The sequence below is a fragment of the Nocardioides sp. genome (assembly GCF_004803405.1).
Lineage (GTDB): Bacteria > Actinomycetota > Actinomycetes > Propionibacteriales > Nocardioidaceae > Nocardioides > Nocardioides vastitatis.
Window position 1 is genome coordinate 1 of record NZ_SSXI01000026.1, and the last position, 19921, is coordinate 19921.

Sequence of the window (19921 nt, forward strand, 5' to 3'; positions counted from 1 at the left end):
CCGCCGCACGGGCGTTGTCGAGGAGCAGTCGCGCGTCGCGGCCGGCGCGGTGGAGCCGGCGCGGGTCGCCGTACCCCCGCTCCAGGGCGGCGAGCAGGGTGTCGCGCGCGGCGGGGTGCAGTCGCTCCGAGGAAGCGGCGTCCAGGTACACCTCAGGCGTGCTGCTCACGTTGTGACGATAGTGGCCGGTGGTGGCGGGATCACAGTGGTCCGAAACCACCCACCCGGCGCCGAACCGGGGCTCGCCCTCCGCTAGTGTTCGCAATTGTTCTGACCCTCGAGAGGAAGGCTCGTTCGTGGGCTGGTGGCACCCCGAGCGCTCGCGGGGACCGCAGCGGCGATTCCGCCGCGCGATCCCGCTCGCCGGTTTCGTCGTACTCGCGCTCGCGCTCACCGGATGCTCCACCGACACCCAGGTGGAGCGGTTCGGCATGCCGGAGATCAAGTCCGAGCAGGGCGAGCACATCCTTCTCCTGTGGCAGGGCGCCTGGGTAGCCGCGCTGGTCACCGGCGTGATCGTCTGGGCGCTGATCATCGGGGTTCCGCTGTGGTTCCGCCGGCGCAGCGACGACGAGGTCCCGATCCAGACCCGCTACAACCTGCCGATCGAGATCTTCTACACGATCTTCCCGGTCGTCATGGTGGTCGCGTTCTTCTCCCAGACCGTTCGGGTGCAGAACATCGCCCTCGAGATGGATCCCGAGCCTGACGTGGTGGTCAAGGTCGTCGGCCAGAAGTGGTCGTGGACCTTCAACTACCCCGACTCGGTGGACGCACCTGGGGGGACCAACGTCTTCGTCTCCGGCACCGGTGAGGACATCCCGACCCTGGTCATCCCGGTCGACAAGACCGTCGAGTTCCAGCTCTACAGCCCCGACGTGATCCACAACTTCGGCGTCCCGTCGTTCGCGATGCGGATGGACGTCATCCCGGGCAACGACAACGCCTACCAGGTGACGCCGACCGAGACCGGTACCTACGACGGCAAGTGCTACGAGCTCTGTGGCGCCTACCACTCCCGGATGCTGTTCAACGTCGAGGTCGTCACCGAGTCCGAGTACGAGGCCTACCTGGCCGACCTCGCGCAGGACCCGAACCACGTCTCCGAGGAGCCGATCGTCGGCGGCCGGTACTCCACCGAGCTCATCAACAAGGACGAGGGAGAGCACGAGTGACCGCGACCGTCGCCCGCTCCGCGGAGGTCCCCGAGCGCAAGCCGTACGGCAAGCTGCTCGTCCGCGCGATGACCACGACCGATCACAAGCTGATCGGCAACCTGTACTTCATCACCGCCATGGCCTGGTTCATGGCCGGCGGCATCATGGCTCTCCTGATCCGGTCCGAGCTCGCCTACCCGGGCAGCCAGGTCGTGAACGAGGAGCTCTACAACCAGCTCTTCACGATGCACGGCACGATCATGCTGCTGCTGTTCGCAACGCCGCTGTTCTTCGCCTTCGGCAACGCGATCATGCCGCTCCAGATCGGCGCGCCTGACGTCGCCTTCCCGCGGCTGAACATGTTCAGCTACTGGCTGTACCTGTTCGGTGGCCTGATCGCGGGTGCCGGGTTCCTCACCCCTGACGGCGCCGCGTCGTTCGGCTGGTTCGCCTACACGCCGCTGTCGGACTCGGTGAACAGCCCCGGCGTCGGCGGCGACATGTGGATCATGGGCCTGTGGATGGCGGGTCTGGGCACGATCCTGGGTGCGGTCAACTTCCTCACCACGATCATCTGCATGCGCGCGCCCGGCATGACCATGTTCCGGATGCCGCTGTTCACCTGGAACGTGCTGGTCACGTCGATCCTCGTCCTGATCGCGTTCCCGATCCTGGCCGGCGCGCTCCTCTCGCTCGAGGCCGACCGCCAGCTCGGCGCCCACGTCTTCGACTCCTCGACCGGTGGCCCGATCCTGTGGCAGCACCTGTTCTGGTTCTTCGGGCACCCCGAGGTCTACATCATCGCGCTGCCGTTCTTCGGCATCATCACCGAGATCCTGCCGGTCTTCAGCCGCAAGCCGATCTTCGGCTACATCGGCCTGGTCGGCGCGACCCTGGGCATCGCGATCCTCTCGGTGGCGGTGTGGGCGCACCACATGTTCGTCACCGGTTCGGTGAACCTGCCGTTCTTCGCCGGCATGACCTTCCTGATCGCCGTGCCGACCGGCGTGAAGTTCTTCAACTGGATCGGCACGATGTGGGGTGGGTCCGTGCGCCTGGACACGCCCATGCTCTGGTCGATCGGCTTCCTCACCACCTTCCTCTTCGGTGGCCTCACGGGGATCATCCTGGCCAGCCCGCCGCTCGACTTCCACGTGTCCGACTCGTACTTCGTCGTGGCGCACTTCCACTACACGGTGTTCGGCACGGTCGTGTTCGCGATGTTCGCCGGCTTCTACTTCTGGTGGCCCAAGCTCACCGGCCGGATGCTCGACGAGCGCCTGGGGAAGATCCACTTCTGGCTGCTGTTCGTCGGTTTCCACACGACCTTCCTCATCCAGCACTGGCTCGGCGTCGAGGGCATGCCGCGGCGGTACGCCGACTACCTGCCCGGCGACAACTGGGAGTTCATGAACCAGGTGTCGACCATCGGTGCCTTCGTGCTCGCCTCGTCGATGCTGCCGTTCTTCTACAACGTCTATGTGTCCCGCAAGAGCCCGTTGGTGAACACCGACGACCCGTGGGGCTGGGGCCGGTCGCTGGAGTGGGCCACGAGCTGCCCGCCGCCACGGCACAACTTCCACACCATCCCGCGCATCCGCTCCGAGTCGCCGGCGTTCGACCTGCACCACCCGGAGATCGCCGCGATCGAGATGTACGAGAACCCAGCAGAGCTGGACGGCTCGGCTGCCGACGCACCTGAGACCGCCGGGCGTGCCGAGCACCTCGCCGAGCAGATGGACGACAAGGACGGTGACAACCGATGAAGATCGAGGCCTGGATCTTCGGTCTGACGACGGTCTTCCTGCTCCTGGTCAGCCCCGCCTACTGGTTCATCACCGACGCGGGCGACTCCGGCGCCGATTGGACCGGCACGTCGGCGCTGGTGATGACCACGCTGCTGTGCGCGATGGTCACCCTCTACCTGGGCTTCCACGCCAGGCGGATGGACCCCCGCCCGGAGGACCTCAAGGACGCCGAGATCGCCGACGGCGCCGGCGAGCTCGGGTTCTTCCCGCCGTACTCCTGGTGGCCCCTGTGGTGCGCGCTGACGCTGACCGTGATCGTGTTCGCGCTGGCCGTCAGCGCCTGGTGGCTGGTCATCATCGGATTCGTCCTCGGTTCCGTCGCCCTCTCGGGCTGGATCTTCGAGTACTACCGCGGCGAGTACGCCCACTGACGTTCAGCGCCGCCCGGCACGCACACTGACCGCGGTGGCGTCGAGTCCAGATTCGCGACCGAGGGCAGGTACGCTGCACCGGTGCTGAACCGCCTCTCGACCCGATCCTCGCGCCTCCTCGGCGGGTTCACCATGCTCTCCGTCCTCGCGGCCGGCCTGACCGGCTGCGAGGGATCCGGCCTGGTGCCGGGCGGGTCGGACGACCCGACCGCGGAGACCACCGGCGTCGCGGCGGCGGAGACGCGTGTGCGCACCAACGTCGCTGCGGGCGCGACGGGTATCCCCGTCGACACGGTGCTCCGGGTGCGCGCCGTCAACGGCACGCTGCGGAAGGTGGCCGTGCGGGGCGGTGGGGAGAGGCTCGACGGCACGATCGGCAAGGGCGGCGCCCGATGGGTTGCCGGTGACCGGCTCGAGCCCGGCGTCCGCTACCGGGTGCGTGCGGTCGCCGAGAGCGCCGAGGGCGAGCGGATCGAGAGCGTCTCCGCCTTCACCACCCAGGCCCTGAGCCTCGACCAGCAGACCTACCCGTCGGTGGCGCCGCTGGACGGCGAGACCGTCGGCGTCGGCATGCCTGTGGTGGTCAGCTTCGACCTCCCGGTGATCAACAAGGCTGCGTTCGAGCGGAACATGACGGTGACGTCGTCCCCGCAGCAGGCCGGGTCCTGGCGCTGGGTGACCGACAGGGAGGCGCACTGGCGGCCGAAGCGCTACTGGAAGGCCGGTACGACGGTCAGCGTGGACGTCGACGTGAACGGCGTACCTGCCGGCGGCGGGATCTACGGCCAGGAGGACCGTGAGATCGACTTCTCCGTCGGCGACGCGCACGTCTACAAGGTCGACGCGCGGACCTACCAGATGAAGGTCTTCTCGAACGGCGAGCTCCTCCGGACCCTGCCGATCACCACCGGCAAGCCCGGTTTCACCACCCGCTCCGGCGTCAAGGTGGTCATGGAGAAGTTCGCACAGAAGCGGATGAACTCCGAGACCGTCGGCATCCCGCGCGGCTCGGCCGAGGCCTACGACATCGACAACGTGAAGTGGGCGATGCGGCTCACCTCCTCCGGTGAGTTCATCCACGCTGCACCGTGGTCGGTGGGCTCGCAGGGTCGCGCCAACGTCTCCCATGGCTGCACCGGCATGAGCACCGAGAACGCCGCCTGGCTCTACTCGATGACCCGCAGGGGCGACGTGGTCGAGTACGTCGGCACCGACCGGGCGATGGAGCCCGACAACGGCTACGGCGAGTGGAACCTCGCCTGGTCCGACTACACCGAGGGATCCGCACTCTAGGGAGTCACACCACCCGGACCGTCGTACGACGCCCCGCGGTGAAGTCCCACAGACGGGCCGCGAGACTGCGACTCAGGCGTACGCACCCGTGCGAGGGGCCGGCCAGGTTGGTGCCGAGGTACCAGTCGGCGTGGATCTGGCGACCCGTCGACTTGCTCCGTGGGATCCGATGGAAGCCGATGCCGCACGGGGCGAACCGGACGAAGTCGTCCATCCACACGTTGCCGCTCTGGTTGAGACGCACCCGGGCGGGTCGGCCGCAGTAGGAGCCGGTGGCCCAGCTGCCCTTCCGGAGCACTCTCGGATTGTCCACGATCCCGCCCTCGGCGAGCACCCGGCCACCGGTGCCCACCAGCCAGACCCAGTTCTGGCGCTGGCTGACGACGATCCGGCGGCCCGAGCCCGAGCGCGCCGGGACCGGCCGGAAGTCGCAGCGCTTGGCCCGTGTGGAGTGGAGCAGGCGCCGGGTCGCGGAGTTGAGGTTGCCGGTCTGGTCGAGGCGGTGACGCGACTGGAAGCGGACGGTCGCGGTGCGGGTGTGCGCGCCGACCCGGCCGTCGGCAGGTCCGGCATCGCACCGCAGCGCGTTGAGGCGACGCTGGGCCTTCACAACGGTCGCGTCGGCGACGGCCACGGCCGGGAGGGCCGGGGCCAGCATCGCGAGAGCGGCCAGGACCGGCGGCAGCAGAAGCAGACGTCGCACCGAGGACCTCCTGAAAACCAACGGGCGCCGCCCATCCTCGCATGCGAGGTGGACGGCGCCCGCCGCTCGGCCTGTGGACCTCAGTGGTCAGCCGGGCCGTGCCTGTTCGGGCCGGCAGCGATCTGCGACTCCAACTCGTGCAGCTCGTGCTCGGCGTGGTGCTGTGCCTCGTGGAGCTCCTCCACGGTCGGCTTCTGCACGTTGTCGGCGAAGAACAGCGCCTGCAGCCTCGCCCGCAGCCTGCGCACCCGGAGCTTGCGACCCTCGAGACCGGAGGCCTCGATCTGCTCGACCTTCTCCGGCTCCGGGTCGTGGTCACGCGCGGTGAGTGTGTAGGCCTTCTCGAGCGGAAGCGGCAGGTGCTTCTCGGCGTAGCCGCCCTCGGGGGAGCGGACCAGCACACCGGACTCGTAGCCGTGGAGCAGCTTCTCCGCGTCGTGCCGCTGGAGGGAGATGCACCAGCGGCGCGTGATGATGAAGGCGATCACGGGACCGATGAACACCGCTGCCCGCAGGAAGTAGGTGATCTGGTTGATGCTGAGGTGCATCTTGATCGCGATGATGTCGTTGCCGCCTGCGGCCCAGGAGAGGCCGTAGAAGGTCATCAGGGCGACCATGATCGCCGTCCGCGTCGGAGCGTTGCGCGGTCGCTGAAGCAGGTGGTGCTCACGCTTGTCGCCGGTGATCCACGACTCGAGGAACGGCAGCGCGATCAGCACCATGAGCATCAGCGGCGGCATGACCAGGATCGGGATCATGACGTTCCACGAGAGCGTGACGCCCCAGATGTGCGTCTCCCACGCCGGAATGATGCGGAGCAGGCCATCGGGCCAGCCCATGTACCAGTCGGGCTGGGACCCCGCCGTCACCTTCGACGGGTCGTACGGGCCGTACTTCCAGACCGGGTTCATCGAGAACAGGCCACCCATCAGGGCGATCATGCCGAACACGATGAAGAAGAACCCGCCGGCCTTGGCCGCGTACACGGGGAGCATCGGGTAGCCGACGACGTTCTGCTCGGTGCGGCCGGGACCGGGCCACTGCGTGTGCTTGTGGTAGACGAGCAGCAGCATGTGGGCCGCGATCAGGGCGAGCAGCAGGCCCGGGATCAGCAGGATGTGCATGGCGTAGAACCGCGGGATGATCGTGTCACCCGGGAACTCCCCGCCGAACAGGAAGAACGACATGTAGGTGCCGATCACCGGCGAGGCCTTCATGAAGCCGTCCGCGGCCCGGACGCCCGTGCCCGACAGGAGGTCGTCGGGGAGGGAGTAGCCGGTGAAGCCCTCGATGGTGCCCAGGAGCAGCAGCAGGCAGCCGATGACCCAGTTGAGCTCGCGCGGCTTGCGGAAGGCGCCGGTGAAGTACACCCGCAGCAGGTGGATCATCATCGCCGCGATGAAGATCATCGCCGCCCAGTGGTGCATCTGCCGCATGAGCAGTCCACCGCGGACGTCGAAGGAGATCTCCAGGGTGGAGGCCATCGCCGAGGACATGTGGACGCCGCGCAGCGGGTCGTAGGAGCCGTCGTACTGGACCTCGGTCATGCTCGGGTCGAACCAGAGCGTGAGGAACACGCCGGTCAGCAGCAGGACGACGAAGCTCCACAGGGCGATCTCGCCCAGCATGAAGGACCAGTGGTCCGGGAACACCTTGCGGATGTTCTTCTTCATGGCGGTGCCGAGGCCGAGGCGCTCGTCCGCCCAGGTCGCGATCGTCCCAGCTCGCTGGGCGCCCTTCGTGGGCGTCGCGGGCTCGGAACCGTTGGTCGTCGCCACCTTGCTCACATCAACGCTCATAATAGTCACGCTCCCAGAAGCTCGGGCCGACCGGCTCGTCGAAGTCGCTCTGCGCGACAAGGTAGCCCTCCTCGTCGACCTCCAGCGGCAGCTGGGGAAGAGGCCGGCCTGCGGGGCCGAACACGACCTTGCCGGAGTCGGCCAGGTCGAAGGTGGACTGGTGGCACGGGCACAGCAGGTGGTGGGTCGTCCGCTCGTTCAGCGAGATCGGGCAGCCGACGTGGGTGCAGATCTTGGAGTACGCGACGATGCCGTCCACGCTCCAGTTCTCCCGGCTGCTGCCGTCCTTGGCCTTGCCGGGCTTGATGTCGCGAGGGTCCATGCGGAGCAGGATCAGCGACGCCTTGGACTTGTGGACCTGGAGGTGGACGCCCTCCACCTCGGTGGGGTCCACCTCGTAGCGCTCGGGGTTGTAGAGCACCTCGGGCTGGGCGTTGACCAGGTCACCGATCTCGAGGTCGGAGGCGAGGATCGGGGTGCCGATCGCGTCGCGGGAGATCCGCATCTTGGGGAGCGTCACCTGCTGCCCGTCCCGGGTGATCGTCTCGCCGCCGCGTCCCCAGATCGTGTGGTACAGCTTGTCGCCCGGCAGCGGACCCAGGTCCCGCAGCATCACGACGGTGGGCACGCCGAGCAGGCCGACCGCGCCGAGCAGGGAGTTGCGGATCAGCGGCCGCCGCCCGATGCCGGACTCGGCGAGGCCGGTGTTGAGGGCGTCCACGGCTGCCTCGCGGTCCTCGTCGGTCGACCGGGCCGGGTGGCGCATCTCGATGATCTCGTGGTCGGCCATGAGCTTGCGCGCCCAGTGGATGATGCCGACGCCGATGAACAGGAGCGCGAGGCCCAGGGTCAGGCCGAGCGCCATGGTCGAGGCGCCGAAGCCGGCGACGACGTGCCAGTTGTCGCCGACGTCGAGGGTGAAGTAGGCGACGACGAAGGCGATCGTGCTGAGCGCGGAGAGGGCGAAGAGGCCCGCCACCTGTCGCTCCGCGCGCTTCTCCTTGGCCGGGTCGACATCGGTGGGCCGCCAGGTGTGGGCGGGCAGGCCCGGGTCGGCGATCGGCTCGGGCAGTGCCAGCTCGCCGCCGTGGTCGCCGGAGTGGGTGTCGGGTGCGTCGCTCACGCTTCCGCCTCGTCCTTCTTCTCGCTGGAGCGGGTGGTGTGGGCTGCGATCCAGACGGCGAAGCCGACCAGGGCGCCGATGCCCACGAGCCACGCGGTGATGCCCTCGCTCACCGGTCCGAGGCCGCCCAGCGTGAAACCGCCGTAGCTGGGGGAGTCGTCCAGGGTCTCGAGGTAGGCGATGACGGCCTTCTTGTCCTCCGGCGGGATGTTGCCGTCGGAGAACGTGTCCATCGACTGCGGGCCGGTCAGCATCGCCTCGTAGACGTACTTCGGGTCCACGCCGCGGATCTTCGGGGCGTAGCCGCCTCGCGGCATGGCTCCGCCGGAGCCCTCGAAGTTGTGGCAGGCGGTGCAGTTGGCGAGGAAGATCTGGCTGCCGCGGGTGACGAGCTCCTTGTACTCGCTCTCGCTCAGGTCGTCGGTCGAGTAGAGCTCCTCGTCGGGGACCGCCGGACCGGTGCCGAGGGAGCCGACGAACGCCTCCAGCGCGTCGGACTCCTCCTCGGAGTACACGACCTCCTTGCGTGGGGCCTGCACGCCCGGCTGGGCCATGGGCATGCGGCCGGTGCCGACCTGGAAGTCCACGGCAGCCGCGCCCACGTCGGTCAGAGCGGGGCCGTACTGCGTGCCGCTCTGGGTGAGGACGCCCTCGCCGTTCTGGCCGTGGCAGAAGGCGCAGCCGACCAGGAAGAGCTCACGGCCCTCCTTGATCAGCTCCTCCTGGCTCTGGTCGGTGTCGGCCTGGGCCGGCGCGAGCGCGGCGTACAGGCCACCGGTGAGCAGCAGGCCGCACACCAGCAGCATGAGGCCGGCGAGCGGGCCGCGACGGTGCCGTGAGAGGCGACCGGCGGAGCGGTTCAGAAGGCGCACGTTCAGTCCTTGCGAGTCCGGGTCGGGGCGGGAAGGGATCCAGGGCTACTCATACGGTGTCCGGCGGTCACTTGACGAGGTAGATCGTCGCGAACAGGCCGATCCACACCACGTCGACGAAGTGCCAGTAGTAGGACACGACGATCGCGCTCACCGCCTGCTCGTGCGTGAACCGCTTCGCGATGTAGGTGCGCCCGAGCACGAAGAGGAAGGCGATCAGGCCGCCGGTCACGTGGATGCCGTGGAAGCCGGTGGTCAGGTAGAACATCGTGCCGTAGCCGTCGTTCGGGATGGTGACGCCTTCGTGAATCAGCTCGGCGTACTCCAGCGCCTGGCCGCCGATGAAGATGGCGCCCATGACGTAGGTGAGGATGAACCACTCGCGCAGGCCCCACTTGGCGACGTTGAGGAGCCCGGCCGCGCGGCCGACCTGACCGCGCTCCGCGGCGAACACGCCCAGCTGGCAGGTGAACGACGACAGCACCAGGATCGTGGTGTTGATGGCCGCGAACGGCACGTTGAGCAGGGCCGTGTTCTCGGCCCACATCTCGGGCGCCACCGAGCGGATCGTGAAGTACGACGCGAAGAGCGCCGCGAAGAACATGAGCTCGCTGGACAGCCAGATGATGGTGCCGACGGCGACCATGCTGGGTCGGTCGTGCTGGCCGTGCAGGCGCGAGGCCGGAATTGATGCCGTTGCTGTGGTCGCCACGGATGTCATTATGGCTGTTGGGTCCGGCATCGGCATCTCGACCCCCTGGTTCTGGTCCAGCGCCCTGCGGCACCTACGCTCAGAGCAGCTGAGGAGGTGCCCGTGGGACTCGTGGTGACCGTGGCGGCGGCAGCCGTCGAACCGCTCCCTGAGTTCGGGGCGAGCGCCCTGCTGTCGGAGTGGTCGCTGGCGCCCGTCCCGCTCGTTGCGACCGTCTGGGGGACCGGGCTGTACGTCCTGGGCGTGCTCGCGCTGCACCGGCGGGGCGACCGTTGGCCGGTCGGCCGATCGATCGCGTGGGGCGTCGGCATGCTGGCGTTCTACCTCGCCACGTCCTCCGGGCTCGCTGCCTACGACACGGTCCTGCTGAGCGTGCACATGGTGCAGCACATGGTGCTGTCGATGATCGTGCCGCTCTCCCTCGCGCTCGGCGCGCCGGTCACGCTGGCCCTGCGCACGCTCCCACGCAGGCCACGGGGCTGGCTGCTCGCCGTGCTCCACTCGCGCGTGGCGAAGGTGCTCGGCTTCCCGCCGCTCGCCTTCGGCCTGTATGTGGTCTCCCCGTGGGCGCTCTACTTCACCGGCTGGTACGACGCGTCGCTGAGCTCGACCTACGTCCACGAGATGATGCACGTCCACCTCGTGGCGGTGGGCGCGCTGTTCTTCTGGCCGATCGTGGGTGTGGACCCGCTGCCCGGACGCGTCAGCCATCCGTTCCGAGTGCTGCTGACGGTGATGACGCTCCCGTTCCACGCCTTCCTGGGCGTCACGATCATGGGGCAGACCGCGCTGTTGGGAGGCGATCACTACCCCTCGCTCCACGACGGGCCGATGGGCGCGTGGCTGCCCGATCCCCGCGCCGACCAGGAGCTCGCCGGCGGGATCCTCTGGGGAGCCGGTGACCTGGTCGGACTGGTCTTCTTCGTCGTGCTCTTCGTGCAGTGGGTGCGAGCCTCGACGAAGGAGGCCGAGCGCGAGGATCGGCGGCTCGACCGGGAGGAGGCTCGCGCCCGCGCCGCTCAGGAGTAACATCGCGGCTCGTGACCTCTTCGAAGACCCTGAAGGTGCTTGTCTACAGCGACGACGTGCACACCCGCGAGCAGGTCATCCTGGCGCTGGGCCGGCGTCCGCACCCCGACCTGCCGGAGCTGGAGTACGTCGAGGTCGCGACCGAGCCGGTGGTGATCCAGAACATGGACGCGGGCCAAATCGCCCTCGCCATCCTCGACGGCGAGGCCGTCCCCGCAGGGGGCATGGGGATCGCCAAGCAGCTCAAGGACGAGATCCGCGACTGCCCACCGCTCCTGGTGCTGACCGGTCGTCCGCAGGACGCCTGGCTCGCCACCTGGTCCCGGGCCGAGGCCGCGGTGCCGCACCCGATCGACCCGATCCAGCTCGCGGAGGCCGTGGTCTCGCTCCTCCGCGCCCGCGTCCCCGCCTGAGCCGGTGAGCTGGCCTGAGGTCCTCGGCGCGCTGGTCGCCGGGGAGGACCTGACCCCTGCACAGGCGAGCTGGGCGATGGGCGAGATCCTGGGTGGGGCCGCCACCGACGTGCAGATCGCGGGCTTCGCCGTGGCGCTGCGCGCCAAGGGGGAGACGATCGAAGAGGTCGTCGGCCTGGTCGAGGCCATGTATGCCGTCGCCACGCCGATCTCGGTCCCGGGCCGGCTGCTCGACGTCGTGGGCACCGGCGGCGACCGCTCGTTCTCGGTCAACATCTCGACGATGTCGGCGATCGTGGCCGCCGGCGCCGGCGCGCGCGTCGTGAAGCACGGCAACCGCTCGGCGTCCTCGAAGGCGGGGACCGCCGACGTGCTCGAGGCGCTCGGGGTCCGCCTGGACCTCCCCGCGGAGCGCGTGGCGGAGGTGGCGATCGAGGCCGGGATCACGTTCTGCTTCGCCGCCGCCTTCCATCCCGCGATGCGCCATGCCGCCGTGCCTCGCAAGGAGCTCGGCATCGCCACGACGTTCAACATCCTCGGCCCGCTGTCGAACCCGACGAGGCCGACCGCCCAGGCGATCGGCTGCGCCGATCCCAGGCTCGCGCCCGTGATGGCCGGCGTGTTCGCGCGCCGCGGCGTCGACGCGTGGGTGTTCCGGGGCGACGACGGGCTCGACGAGCTGACCACGACCACCACGTCCCGGCTCTGGGTGGTGCACGAGGGCGAGGTCACGACGTCCACCGTCGATCCGCTGGAGTTCGGTCTCGCGGCCGCGACGGCGGAGGACCTTCGCGGGGGCGACGCCCACCACAACGCCCAGGTCGTCCGCCGTCTGCTCGCCGGGGAGACCGGGCCGGTGCGGGACGCCGTACTCCTCAACGCCGGCGCCGCGCTCGCCGTGTACGACGCCCCGGGCGAGCCGGTCAGCGACGCGCTGGCAGCCGGCATCGCTCGGGCGGCGGAGGCGATCGACTCCGGCGCCGCTCAGTCGGCGCTCGACCGCTGGGTCGCTGCCGCGACGTCCTGAGTTCTCCCGGGACGGACCACAGCCATCCGCCGGCGCTCCCGGTCAGCCTGTGGCCCGAGGTCGGTCGGTCCAGGTCTGCGGGGCGATCAGGTAGACCCGACCCTCGGCCCGGGCGCTCTCGGTCCAGCCCCGTTCCTCCAGCGCTGCCCGCAGAGGAGCGTCCTCCGGTAGCAGCGCGGCGTCGGGATGGAGTTTTCGGACCTGGTCCCCCCAGTCGGGCGCGAGCCGGAACAGATCGTCGAGGCGCTCAAGCTCGCTGTCGGTGTACACGTCGCCGTACCCGTGCACCGGCACCTCGAGGTCGGGACGCGCCCAGAGGAGGAATCCACCGACGTCGGAGTCGGTGAGGACCGTCGCACCAGTCGGGAGGGCATCCAGGCGCTCGTCGAACGCGGTCACGGCGGCGGGTGCCACATCGGCCCGCGCCGGCGCGAGGAGCGCCACACAGATCACCCCGGCCGCGGTGCCGGCCATCAGCAGCCACCGTTCGGTCCGGCCGACCCGCGACCGGGCGCCGATCTGGTCCTGCAGCCGCTCCGCCGCGAGCGGCACGAGCACCGCCGCGGCCATGGGAACCGTGCGTGCGGAGTACACGATGAAGGTCATCCCCACCAGTACCACCGCTAGCTCGTAGGTGGCGCCCGGCCGTCGTCCCAGCATCGGCAGTACGCAGGCCGCGAGCAGCGCCAGTGCCGCGAGGCCGTCGGGCTCGGTGAGGCGAGGGGGTCCCCACTCCCCGAAGTACTCGGCGCGCGCGTTGACCTCCACGACCGCCAGTAAGAGCCGGGGACCCGCCGGGGTGATCGCGGCAGCCGCGAGCATGCCCGCAGGAACGAGGAGCGCCCGCCTGCCGAGGCGACCCTCGGCCACCGCGCCGGCGCACAGCACGACGCTCGCCCCGACGCCCAGGACCCACATGCCGTGCGTCATCGCCCACACCCAGCCGAGCGCCATCAGGCCCCACGGCACCCGCCCCGTGGACCGGGCGCGGTTCCACCACGCGACGGTGACTGTCGCGAGCACGATGCTCAGCGGCTGCGGGCGGAGCGAGAGCGCCGGGCCGGTCGCCACCACGGCGAGCGCCGTCACGAGGACAGCAGCGAGGGGGTCGGCGCCGCGACGCGCGCTCCAGTACCAGACCAGGACCGCGACGACGAGCAGGACGCCGTACAGGAGCGCGAGTGCGGGCAGGCCGCCCGCGCGCTCGACCAGCGCGAGGCCGACCTCGCTGAGCCACTGGGTGGGGACCCAGTGCGCGGATGAGGACTCGCTGGGGTGGCCGGGGGCCCATGGTCGCCATCCGCTCAGGAACTCCTCTCCGAGGCGGAGGTGGAAGTAGGTGTCTGAGTTCGTCAGCGGTGCTGCTGCTGTCCGGACGGCGTTGACCAGCAGCGCGAGCAGGGCCACGGCGGGCGCGATCGTACGAAGCTGTCGGGTCATCATGCGGTCTCGGGGGGTGAGAGATACAGCAGCTCCTGCTCCTGCTGCGTCACCGACCAGCCCTGTTGCAGCAGCGCGTGGGTCAGGGGCAGGTCGTCAGGCATCACGGCAGCAGAAGGTCGCAGGTCCGACAAGGTCCGTTCCCAACCCGGAGCGACCTTCACCAGCACCCGGTAGGACTCGAGCTCGTCGTCCGTGTAGACGTCGCCGTACCCGTGAATGGGTACGTCGAGCTCCGGATGGGTCCAGAGGAGGACCGCGCCGCTCACCCGGTCGGTGAGCACCACTTCGCCGGGTCGCAACGCCTCCAGCCTTGCGTCGAAGGCTGCGAGCTGCTCGGCGGCCTCGTCGCGTCCAGAGTCCGGCAGCAAGGGCGCCAGGATGACGAGAAGGGTGCTCAACCCGGCGACCACAGTCAGCTCGGGCCGGCCGAGGGCGGTCCGACGGACGGTCCGCTGCGCCCGCAACCGGCTGAGCTCCGAGCCCACCAGAGGTGCGAGCACCACCGCCGCGAGGGGAAGGGTCCGCAGCGAGTACAGGCTGAACACCGTGCCGAGCCCGAGCAGCGCCACGTCGACGGAAGCGAGGTGGCCGCGACGAGCCGTGAGCAGCACCGCTGTGAACAGGAGGAGGGTCACCGGGATCCCCACCGCGGAGGCGAGGTCGGGGGGACCCCACTCACGGAAGTACTCGGCGCGGGAGTTGACGAGGAGGACCGACGCGATCAGGCGCGGCCCCGCCGGCGTCAGACAGACCGCGAGGAGCATCCCGGCCGGCACCGACAGCATCAGGAGCGTCTCCCGCCGGCCTGCGCGGCGCTCGACACAGACGGCGACGGCGAGGACCAGGCTCATGGCCACGCCGAGGATCCACATGCCGTGACACACCGCCCACAGCCAACCCAGCGGAACCAGCCACCACGGCACCCGTCGGCTGCGGCGCACACCGGCCCAGGAGGCCACGACCACCGTGGCGAACAGGAAGCTCAGCATCTGCGGGCGCAGCGACACGCTCGGCAAGCAGGCGAGGAGCACGATCGGCGTGACGATCGTCGCGGCGGGCAGGCTCGCCCAGCTACGCACGAGCAGGTAGGTGCCGGCAGCGAGGGCGGACACCAGCGCCGCGAACACGATGACCAGTCCGGTCGTACCGAGGCTGTCGGACACGAGGGAGAGCCCGACCTGGGCCAGCCACTGCGTGGGCAGCCAGTCGTTGGTCGATGCGGTGCTCGGCTGCCCGGGGTCCGAGATCGACCAGCTCCCACGGAACTCGTCGCCGAAGCGCAGGTGGAAGTAGGTGTCGAAGGCCCGGAAGGGCTGCTTCGCCACCGAGGCGCCCACGCACGCCACTGCCAGGCCCACGGTCGCGGGCCAGGCCCGGGCGAGCAGCGGGAACCGCTGCCCGGGCGGCGGCGCGCCGGACTCGTCGGGCACCGTCAGTCGAGCCCGATGGAGAACGCCGCCTCGAGGTCGTGCCGTGAGTAGGCGCGGTAGGCGATGTGGGTCTCGGTGTCCACGACGCCTTCGACCTTGTTGAGTCGGTCGGCGACGACCGCGGCGATGTCCTCGTGGCTGCGCACCCGCACCAGGGCGATCAGGTCGATCTGCCCGGTCACCGAGTACACCTCGCTCACGCCCTCGAGGGCTGCAAGTGCCTCGGCGACCTCGGGAATCCGCGCGGTCTCGGCCTGGACGAAGACGATGGCGGTGATCATGGGCTCACCTTAGGGCGAATCATCACGTCACCGTGCGACCTGCGGTCCCGATCCCACTGACGCTCGGATGCCAGGCATCGGCAGCGGGCACGCCCGTCAGCCGGGCCATCTCGCAATCCCGGGGTAGTGCACGGTGGCGATCACACTGAGCAGCCACACCAGGGCGACCGTCCCGGCCAGGACCCCTCGCACCCGTACCGGTCGGCCCAGGCTGAGGACCCAACCCAGCAGGACCGGCTCACAGCACCATCGCAGGTAGGCCTGGCCGCGGTCCCAGACCGGCAGGCACGCGAGGACGACAAGGTACCCGAGAAGTGCCAGCCGCTCGTGGGCGTGCCCGTCCCGCCGGAGGACCGCGGGCGCCAGGAGGCCGATCGTGAGGACTGTCGGAACGAGCAGCGCGAGGTTGCCGATGTCCTGGCTGTCGACGGAGCCGAGGTACTCGAACAGGCTGACCAGCGGAGGGCCGAGGATGCCGTCGTCGGGGGGCGAGGCCACGACGTCTGCCCAGCGCCGACGGACGAAGATCCGCCAGCCGCCGTACAGGACGAAGGGCGCGAGTCCGACCCACCAGGGCGGGACCGGTCGCTCCTCCTGTCGCAGCAGCCGCGGGAAGATCGGCATCGCCACCCGGCTGGCGAGGACCGCGAAGGCGAGGATGAGGCTGGTCTCGCGGGTGAGCGCGGCGGCCGTCATGGCGACTGCGGCCCAGCGCCAGCGTCGCTGCCTCGCCGCGAGCACCGCGCCGGCCAGCAGCGCCCCTGCGAGCGGCTCGGTCAGGTCCTGGCCGATGCCGATCACGTAGCCGCCCCACGCCACGGGGACCAGGCCCCACCATGAGCTCCGTCCCGCTCGCCGGGCGATGGTCGCCGTCGCCATCGTCATGGCCAGCAGTGCGACGACATTGACCAGGAGCATGGTCCACGGAACCAACGCCGCCTGTCCGCCGGCCGACGCGAGCCAGACGACGCCCGGGTACCCGATGCGGGTCTGCCAGTACGCCGGACGGGTGAAGGTGATCCCGAACTGCTCCGGCTCGAGCGTCAGCGGGTCTCGCGAGAGCCGGTAGTACGCCTGGCCGTCGTACCCCCGGACGCCGCGGAAGACAGTGACCTCCGATGGCGTCTCGGCTGGGTCGGCGACGCCGTCCCCGGCGATCATGAACGAGCTCGGGTCGCCGTCGAACGCGGCGAGCCTCAGCCCGACGAACAGCACGTAGATCGCGGCTGCGGCCGCGACGACCGGCCAGGTGCGACGTGGGGCGAGTTCGGCAGCCGTCATGGGACATCAGGGGTGCCGCGGGAGTCCAGCTTGAGGTCCGGCCAGATCCGGTAGAACAGGACGGAGGCGATGACCCCGGGAAGTGCCAGCAGGAGCAGCAGACGCGGCTCGGCAGCCATTCCCGAGACGAACGCGTTGCGGGTCCAGACGTCCTCGGCGGGAACCGAGAGACCGGTGTTGACGACCGCGCCGGTCAGCGCGAACGTCCACTGGAGGGCCGCCAGCGGCATCCAGCATGCTCTCGCGGCTCGTCCCATCCGAGGGATGGACAGAGCGAGTGCCGGCGCCGCACACACCAGCATCTCGATCCCGATCCGGTAGCCGTAGAACGCGTCACCACCGCTGAACCGGTTCAACGTGGTCTGGAGGAACGTGTAGACCAGTCCTCCCACCAGCAGCGCTCGGGACCAGTCCGGCAGCGTGCGCCACGAGCGCACCAGCGCCGGGACCATCAGCGCGACGAGAGGGGTCCACACCAGGATGCCTCGGTCCGGTGAGATCCAGGTCCCGAGGTGGTTCACGACGTCGAAGGCGTAGTCGTCCGCGTTCCCCGTGAAGTCGTCGACCCGGTACGCCGACGTCGGGTCCCACCGGCCGTACATCCACCGGGTCCACACCGAGAGCAGCCCGAGCGCGGCCAGGCTGGGTGCCGCGACGCGTAGGGCGATGTCCGGCCTTCGGCGTACGACCGCCACGGCCAGGCCGACGATCGCGCAGATCACCGCGGTGTGCAGCCGCCCCCAGAGTGCGACCCCGCCGAAGACGCCGAGGAGCCACCATGACTCGCGGCGGGCGGCCCAGGCCATGCCCAGGATGCCGAGGACAGTGAGTGTGTGTGGCCACATCCCGTCTGCGGCGACGGTCCACAGCGGTGTCGTGAGTCCCAAGAGCAGCGCCGCGAGAGTCGCCCTGCCCTCGCCGAGGCTGCCGCGCAGGGTGCGCTGGAAGAGGACGACGGCGAGCGCGACGAGGAGCGCGGCCATCACCCCCGCGGGGACCGCGGACGGCCCGCCCGGGGTCACCAGGTAGGCAGGTACGCCCGCCGCGATGGTGCCGGGGGCCCGGCCGATCACGTCCTGGCCGTCGGCGGTCTGCACCACCCACACGTCACGCAAGGGATGCTGGTCGAGCCGGGGAAAGCCAGCGAGGTCCGGCACCGGGTTCCCGGTCCGCGCGAGGTTCCACGCCGCGAGGTCCGCGCTGTAGACGTCGAAGCTCGGCTTGGAGGAAACCGTGCTCGCAAAGAGCACGAAGACCACCAGGAACAGGCCGAGGGGGACGCGCCAACCAGGCGGGATCGGGTTCCGCACCCGTGCATTGTGGTGCGTCGTGACGGCGAAGGGCCGCATTCGCCCGCAAACCCGCGGGTCCAGATCAAGCGGGAAGCACGAGCGCGGCGTCAGAGATGGTGCCGGCCTGCTCCGTGCACGGGGCAGGTCCACTCACCGACCACGTCGACCAGGCGCACCCCCGGCGACTCCAGCCAGCGGAGGATCCGCTCCGACTCCTCGGCGGACGCCGCGGGGGCCGGGCCGACTGTGGGGAGCACGGTCTCAGCCGACGCTCGGAGCGAGTCGACGTAGGCCACCGCGTCCGTGCCGGCCGGAATGACACCGGCGGCGGCAAGGCGGCCGCGGCGGATGACGTGGACCGCCCAGCGGGCACGTCGTCCGGAGCCTGCCGACGGGTCCTCCTCGCGTCGAGCGGCCACGATCTCCGGGCACCGGGTGAGCGCGCTCAGCCGCTGGGTGCGTGCGGCGCCCCGGACGAACGACGCCAGCCGGTCACGGTGTGCGGCAGCCTCCTCGAACCGCTCCTGCTCGGCGAGCGCGGCCATCTTGGCGTTGACCAGCTCGACGACGTCGTCCGGACGCCGCTTCAGGTTGTCCTGCAGCTGGCGCACGACTGCGGCGTAGGTCTGCAGGTCGACGCTGCCGTCGCAGGGTGCGAGGCAGCGCGCCATCTCGGCGAGGACACAGGCGGACCGCGACGGCTGGCGGCCGAGCCGGTCGTTGCACTGCCGGATCGGAAAGACCTCGTGCAGCGCGGCGAGCGTGCTCTCCGCCGCGGAGCGGGAGGAGAAGGGCCCGAGATAGTCGGCGTCGTCGGCGAGCACCCGCTTGACGATGGATAGCCGTGGCCACACCTCACGAGTCAGCTTGAGGAAGGTGACCTTCTCCGGGAAGCGTGAGCGGCGGTTGTAGCTCGGCTTGTGCTCCGCGATCAGGCGCAGCTCCCGGACCTCGGCTTCCAGCGGGGTGGCGCACTCGATGCCCTCGACCCTGGTGGCGATCTGCACCATCTCGCCGATCCGCGAGCGCGTCTCCGAGGCGGTGAAGTAGGAGCGGACTCGGCGTCGCAGGTCCTTCGACGTGCCGACGTAGAGCACGCGTGACCGATCGTCCCGGAACAGGTAGACCCCGGGAGCGTGGGGGAGATGGTCGGCGAGGTGGCGCTTGCGTCGCTGCGCGGAAGCGACCTTCGATGAGTACCCCTGGAGCTCCTCGAGGGTGTGCACCCCGAGGCCGCCGAGGCGCTCCATCATCCCGTGCAGGACGTCGACGGTCGCGCGCGCGTCCTCGAGGGCACGGTGGTTGGGTGTGGTGCCGGAACGGAAGACGCGGGCCAGGGAGGACAGCTTGTGGTTGGGCGACTCGTCCCGACTGACGACGTGCCGCGCGAGCTTGACCGTGTCCAGCACCTCGAAGTCGGGCCAGGGGATGTCCTGCTCCCGGGCGAAGTGCTTGAGGAAGCCGACGTCGAAGCGGGCGTTGTGGGCCACCAGCACCGATCCTGCGGCGAACTCGAGGAACGCGGGGAGGGCGGACGTGATCGGTGGTGCGTCGGCGACCATCCGGTTGGTGATCCCGGTGAGGACGGCGATGAACGCCGGGATGGACGTGTGCGGGTTCACCAGGGTCTGGAACTCCCCGAGCACCTGTCCGCCACGGACCTTCACGGCGCCGATCTCGGTGATCCGGTCGCCGTCGCCGACGGAGCCGCCCGTGGTCTCGAGGTCGACGACGCAGAAGGTGAGGTCGTGCAGCGGCCGCCCGAGCTCCTCGAAGGTGCGCTGCTCGTCCCATCGGCCGGGGGCCGCGGTGACGGGGGCGGTGCTCATGTCGACGACGTTAGGCGCACCCTCCGACAGGTGGCGTGAGCCACGCGCTGGGGTGCCA

18 protein-coding genes are annotated in these 19921 nt (G+C 69.9%); 7 read left to right on the plus strand and 11 right to left on the minus strand.

Annotated features, from left to right (window positions below):
* Positions 1-296 precede the first annotated feature (296 nt).
* From ctaC to E7Z54_RS01960, 4 genes are all read left to right on the plus strand, one after another.
* Positions 297-1175: an aa3-type cytochrome oxidase subunit II gene (gene ctaC / locus E7Z54_RS01945; protein ID WP_136431245.1), complete on the plus strand. Its 879-nt coding sequence runs from the start codon at positions 297-299 to the stop codon at positions 1173-1175.
* A complete protein-coding gene (gene ctaD / locus E7Z54_RS01950; RefSeq protein WP_431188796.1) occupies positions 1172-2923 on the plus strand; it encodes an aa3-type cytochrome oxidase subunit I in 1752 nt (583 codons plus the stop codon). Before ctaC ends, ctaD begins: the two co-directional genes overlap by 4 nt.
* On the plus strand, positions 2920-3336 hold the full coding sequence (locus E7Z54_RS01955) for a cytochrome c oxidase subunit 4 (RefSeq protein WP_136431247.1): 417 nt from the start codon (positions 2920-2922) through the stop codon (positions 3334-3336). The genes ctaD and E7Z54_RS01955 overlap by 4 nt, the downstream gene beginning before the upstream one ends.
* Positions 3337-3417: 81 nt before the next feature.
* On the plus strand, positions 3418-4629 hold the full coding sequence (locus E7Z54_RS01960) for a L,D-transpeptidase (protein ID WP_240769469.1): 1212 nt from the start codon (positions 3418-3420) through the stop codon (positions 4627-4629).
* 4 nt (positions 4630-4633) lie between these two features.
* On the opposite strand, the gene E7Z54_RS01965 is transcribed toward E7Z54_RS01960, so the two are convergent.
* From E7Z54_RS01965 to ctaE, 5 genes are all read right to left on the minus strand, one after another.
* The gene (locus E7Z54_RS01965; protein ID WP_136431249.1) at positions 4634-5332 is read right to left on the minus strand and encodes a L,D-transpeptidase family protein; all 699 of its coding nucleotides are present in this window, start codon (positions 5330-5332) and stop codon (positions 4634-4636) included.
* 80 nt (positions 5333-5412) lie between these two features.
* On the minus strand, positions 5413-7131 hold the full coding sequence (gene qcrB, locus E7Z54_RS01970) for a cytochrome bc1 complex cytochrome b subunit (protein ID WP_136431251.1): 1719 nt from the start codon (positions 7129-7131) through the stop codon (positions 5413-5415).
* The gene (qcrA, locus tag E7Z54_RS01975) at positions 7121-8254 is read right to left on the minus strand and encodes a cytochrome bc1 complex Rieske iron-sulfur subunit (RefSeq protein WP_136431253.1); all 1134 of its coding nucleotides are present in this window, start codon (positions 8252-8254) and stop codon (positions 7121-7123) included. Before qcrA ends, qcrB begins: the two co-directional genes overlap by 11 nt.
* Positions 8251-9126 (minus strand): cytochrome bc1 complex diheme cytochrome c subunit, encoded by an 876-nt coding sequence (qcrC, locus tag E7Z54_RS01980; RefSeq protein ID WP_136431255.1) that lies wholly within the window; start codon positions 9124-9126, stop codon positions 8251-8253. Before qcrC ends, qcrA begins: the two co-directional genes overlap by 4 nt.
* 67 nt (positions 9127-9193) lie before the next feature.
* Entirely contained in the window at positions 9194-9847 is a 654-nt protein-coding gene (ctaE, locus tag E7Z54_RS01985; RefSeq protein WP_136431257.1) for an aa3-type cytochrome oxidase subunit III, read from the minus strand.
* A gap of 93 nt (positions 9848-9940) precedes the next feature.
* On the opposite strand from ctaE, the gene E7Z54_RS01990 reads away from it, so the two are divergent.
* Genes E7Z54_RS01990 through trpD form a run of 3 tightly spaced genes read left to right on the plus strand, consistent with a single transcriptional unit; the run spans position 9941 to position 12307 of the window.
* Positions 9941-10867, plus strand: a complete 927-nt coding sequence (locus tag E7Z54_RS01990; RefSeq protein WP_240769470.1) for a cytochrome c oxidase assembly protein — start codon at positions 9941-9943, stop codon at positions 10865-10867.
* Positions 10868-10878: 11 nt separating this feature from the next.
* Positions 10879-11280 carry a response regulator transcription factor gene (locus E7Z54_RS01995; protein ID WP_136431295.1) on the plus strand — a complete coding sequence of 134 codons (402 nt, stop codon included), beginning with the start codon at positions 10879-10881 and terminating at the stop codon, positions 11278-11280.
* Positions 11281-11284: 4 nt separating this feature from the next.
* The gene (gene trpD / locus E7Z54_RS02000) at positions 11285-12307 is read left to right on the plus strand and encodes an anthranilate phosphoribosyltransferase (RefSeq protein ID WP_136431297.1); all 1023 of its coding nucleotides are present in this window, start codon (positions 11285-11287) and stop codon (positions 12305-12307) included.
* A 42-nt stretch (positions 12308-12349) separates the two neighbouring features.
* Here the strand turns inward: trpD and E7Z54_RS02005 are convergent, their stop codons facing one another.
* The 6 genes from E7Z54_RS02005 to E7Z54_RS02030 form a co-directional block, all read right to left on the minus strand.
* Positions 12350-13714: a hypothetical protein gene (locus E7Z54_RS02005; RefSeq protein ID WP_136431299.1), complete on the minus strand. Its 1365-nt coding sequence runs from the start codon at positions 13712-13714 to the stop codon at positions 12350-12352.
* Between the two features lie 32 nt (positions 13715-13746).
* Positions 13747-15180, minus strand: coding sequence for a hypothetical protein (locus tag E7Z54_RS02010; RefSeq protein WP_136431301.1), 1434 nt, complete (start codon positions 15178-15180; stop codon positions 13747-13749).
* A gap of 2 nt (positions 15181-15182) precedes the next feature.
* Entirely contained in the window at positions 15183-15461 is a 279-nt protein-coding gene (locus tag E7Z54_RS02015; RefSeq protein WP_136431303.1) for an Lrp/AsnC family transcriptional regulator, read from the minus strand.
* A gap of 96 nt (positions 15462-15557) precedes the next feature.
* Positions 15558-16742 (minus strand): AZOBR_p60025 family cell surface glycopolymer formation protein, encoded by a 1185-nt coding sequence (locus E7Z54_RS02020; RefSeq protein ID WP_136431305.1) that lies wholly within the window; start codon positions 16740-16742, stop codon positions 15558-15560.
* Positions 16739-18052, minus strand: a complete 1314-nt coding sequence (locus E7Z54_RS02025; RefSeq protein WP_136431307.1) for a hypothetical protein — start codon at positions 18050-18052, stop codon at positions 16739-16741. Before E7Z54_RS02025 ends, E7Z54_RS02020 begins: the two co-directional genes overlap by 4 nt.
* A gap of 89 nt (positions 18053-18141) precedes the next feature.
* Positions 18142-19863: a DEDD exonuclease domain-containing protein gene (locus tag E7Z54_RS02030; protein WP_136431309.1), complete on the minus strand. Its 1722-nt coding sequence runs from the start codon at positions 19861-19863 to the stop codon at positions 18142-18144.
* Positions 19864-19921: the final 58 nt, after the last annotated feature.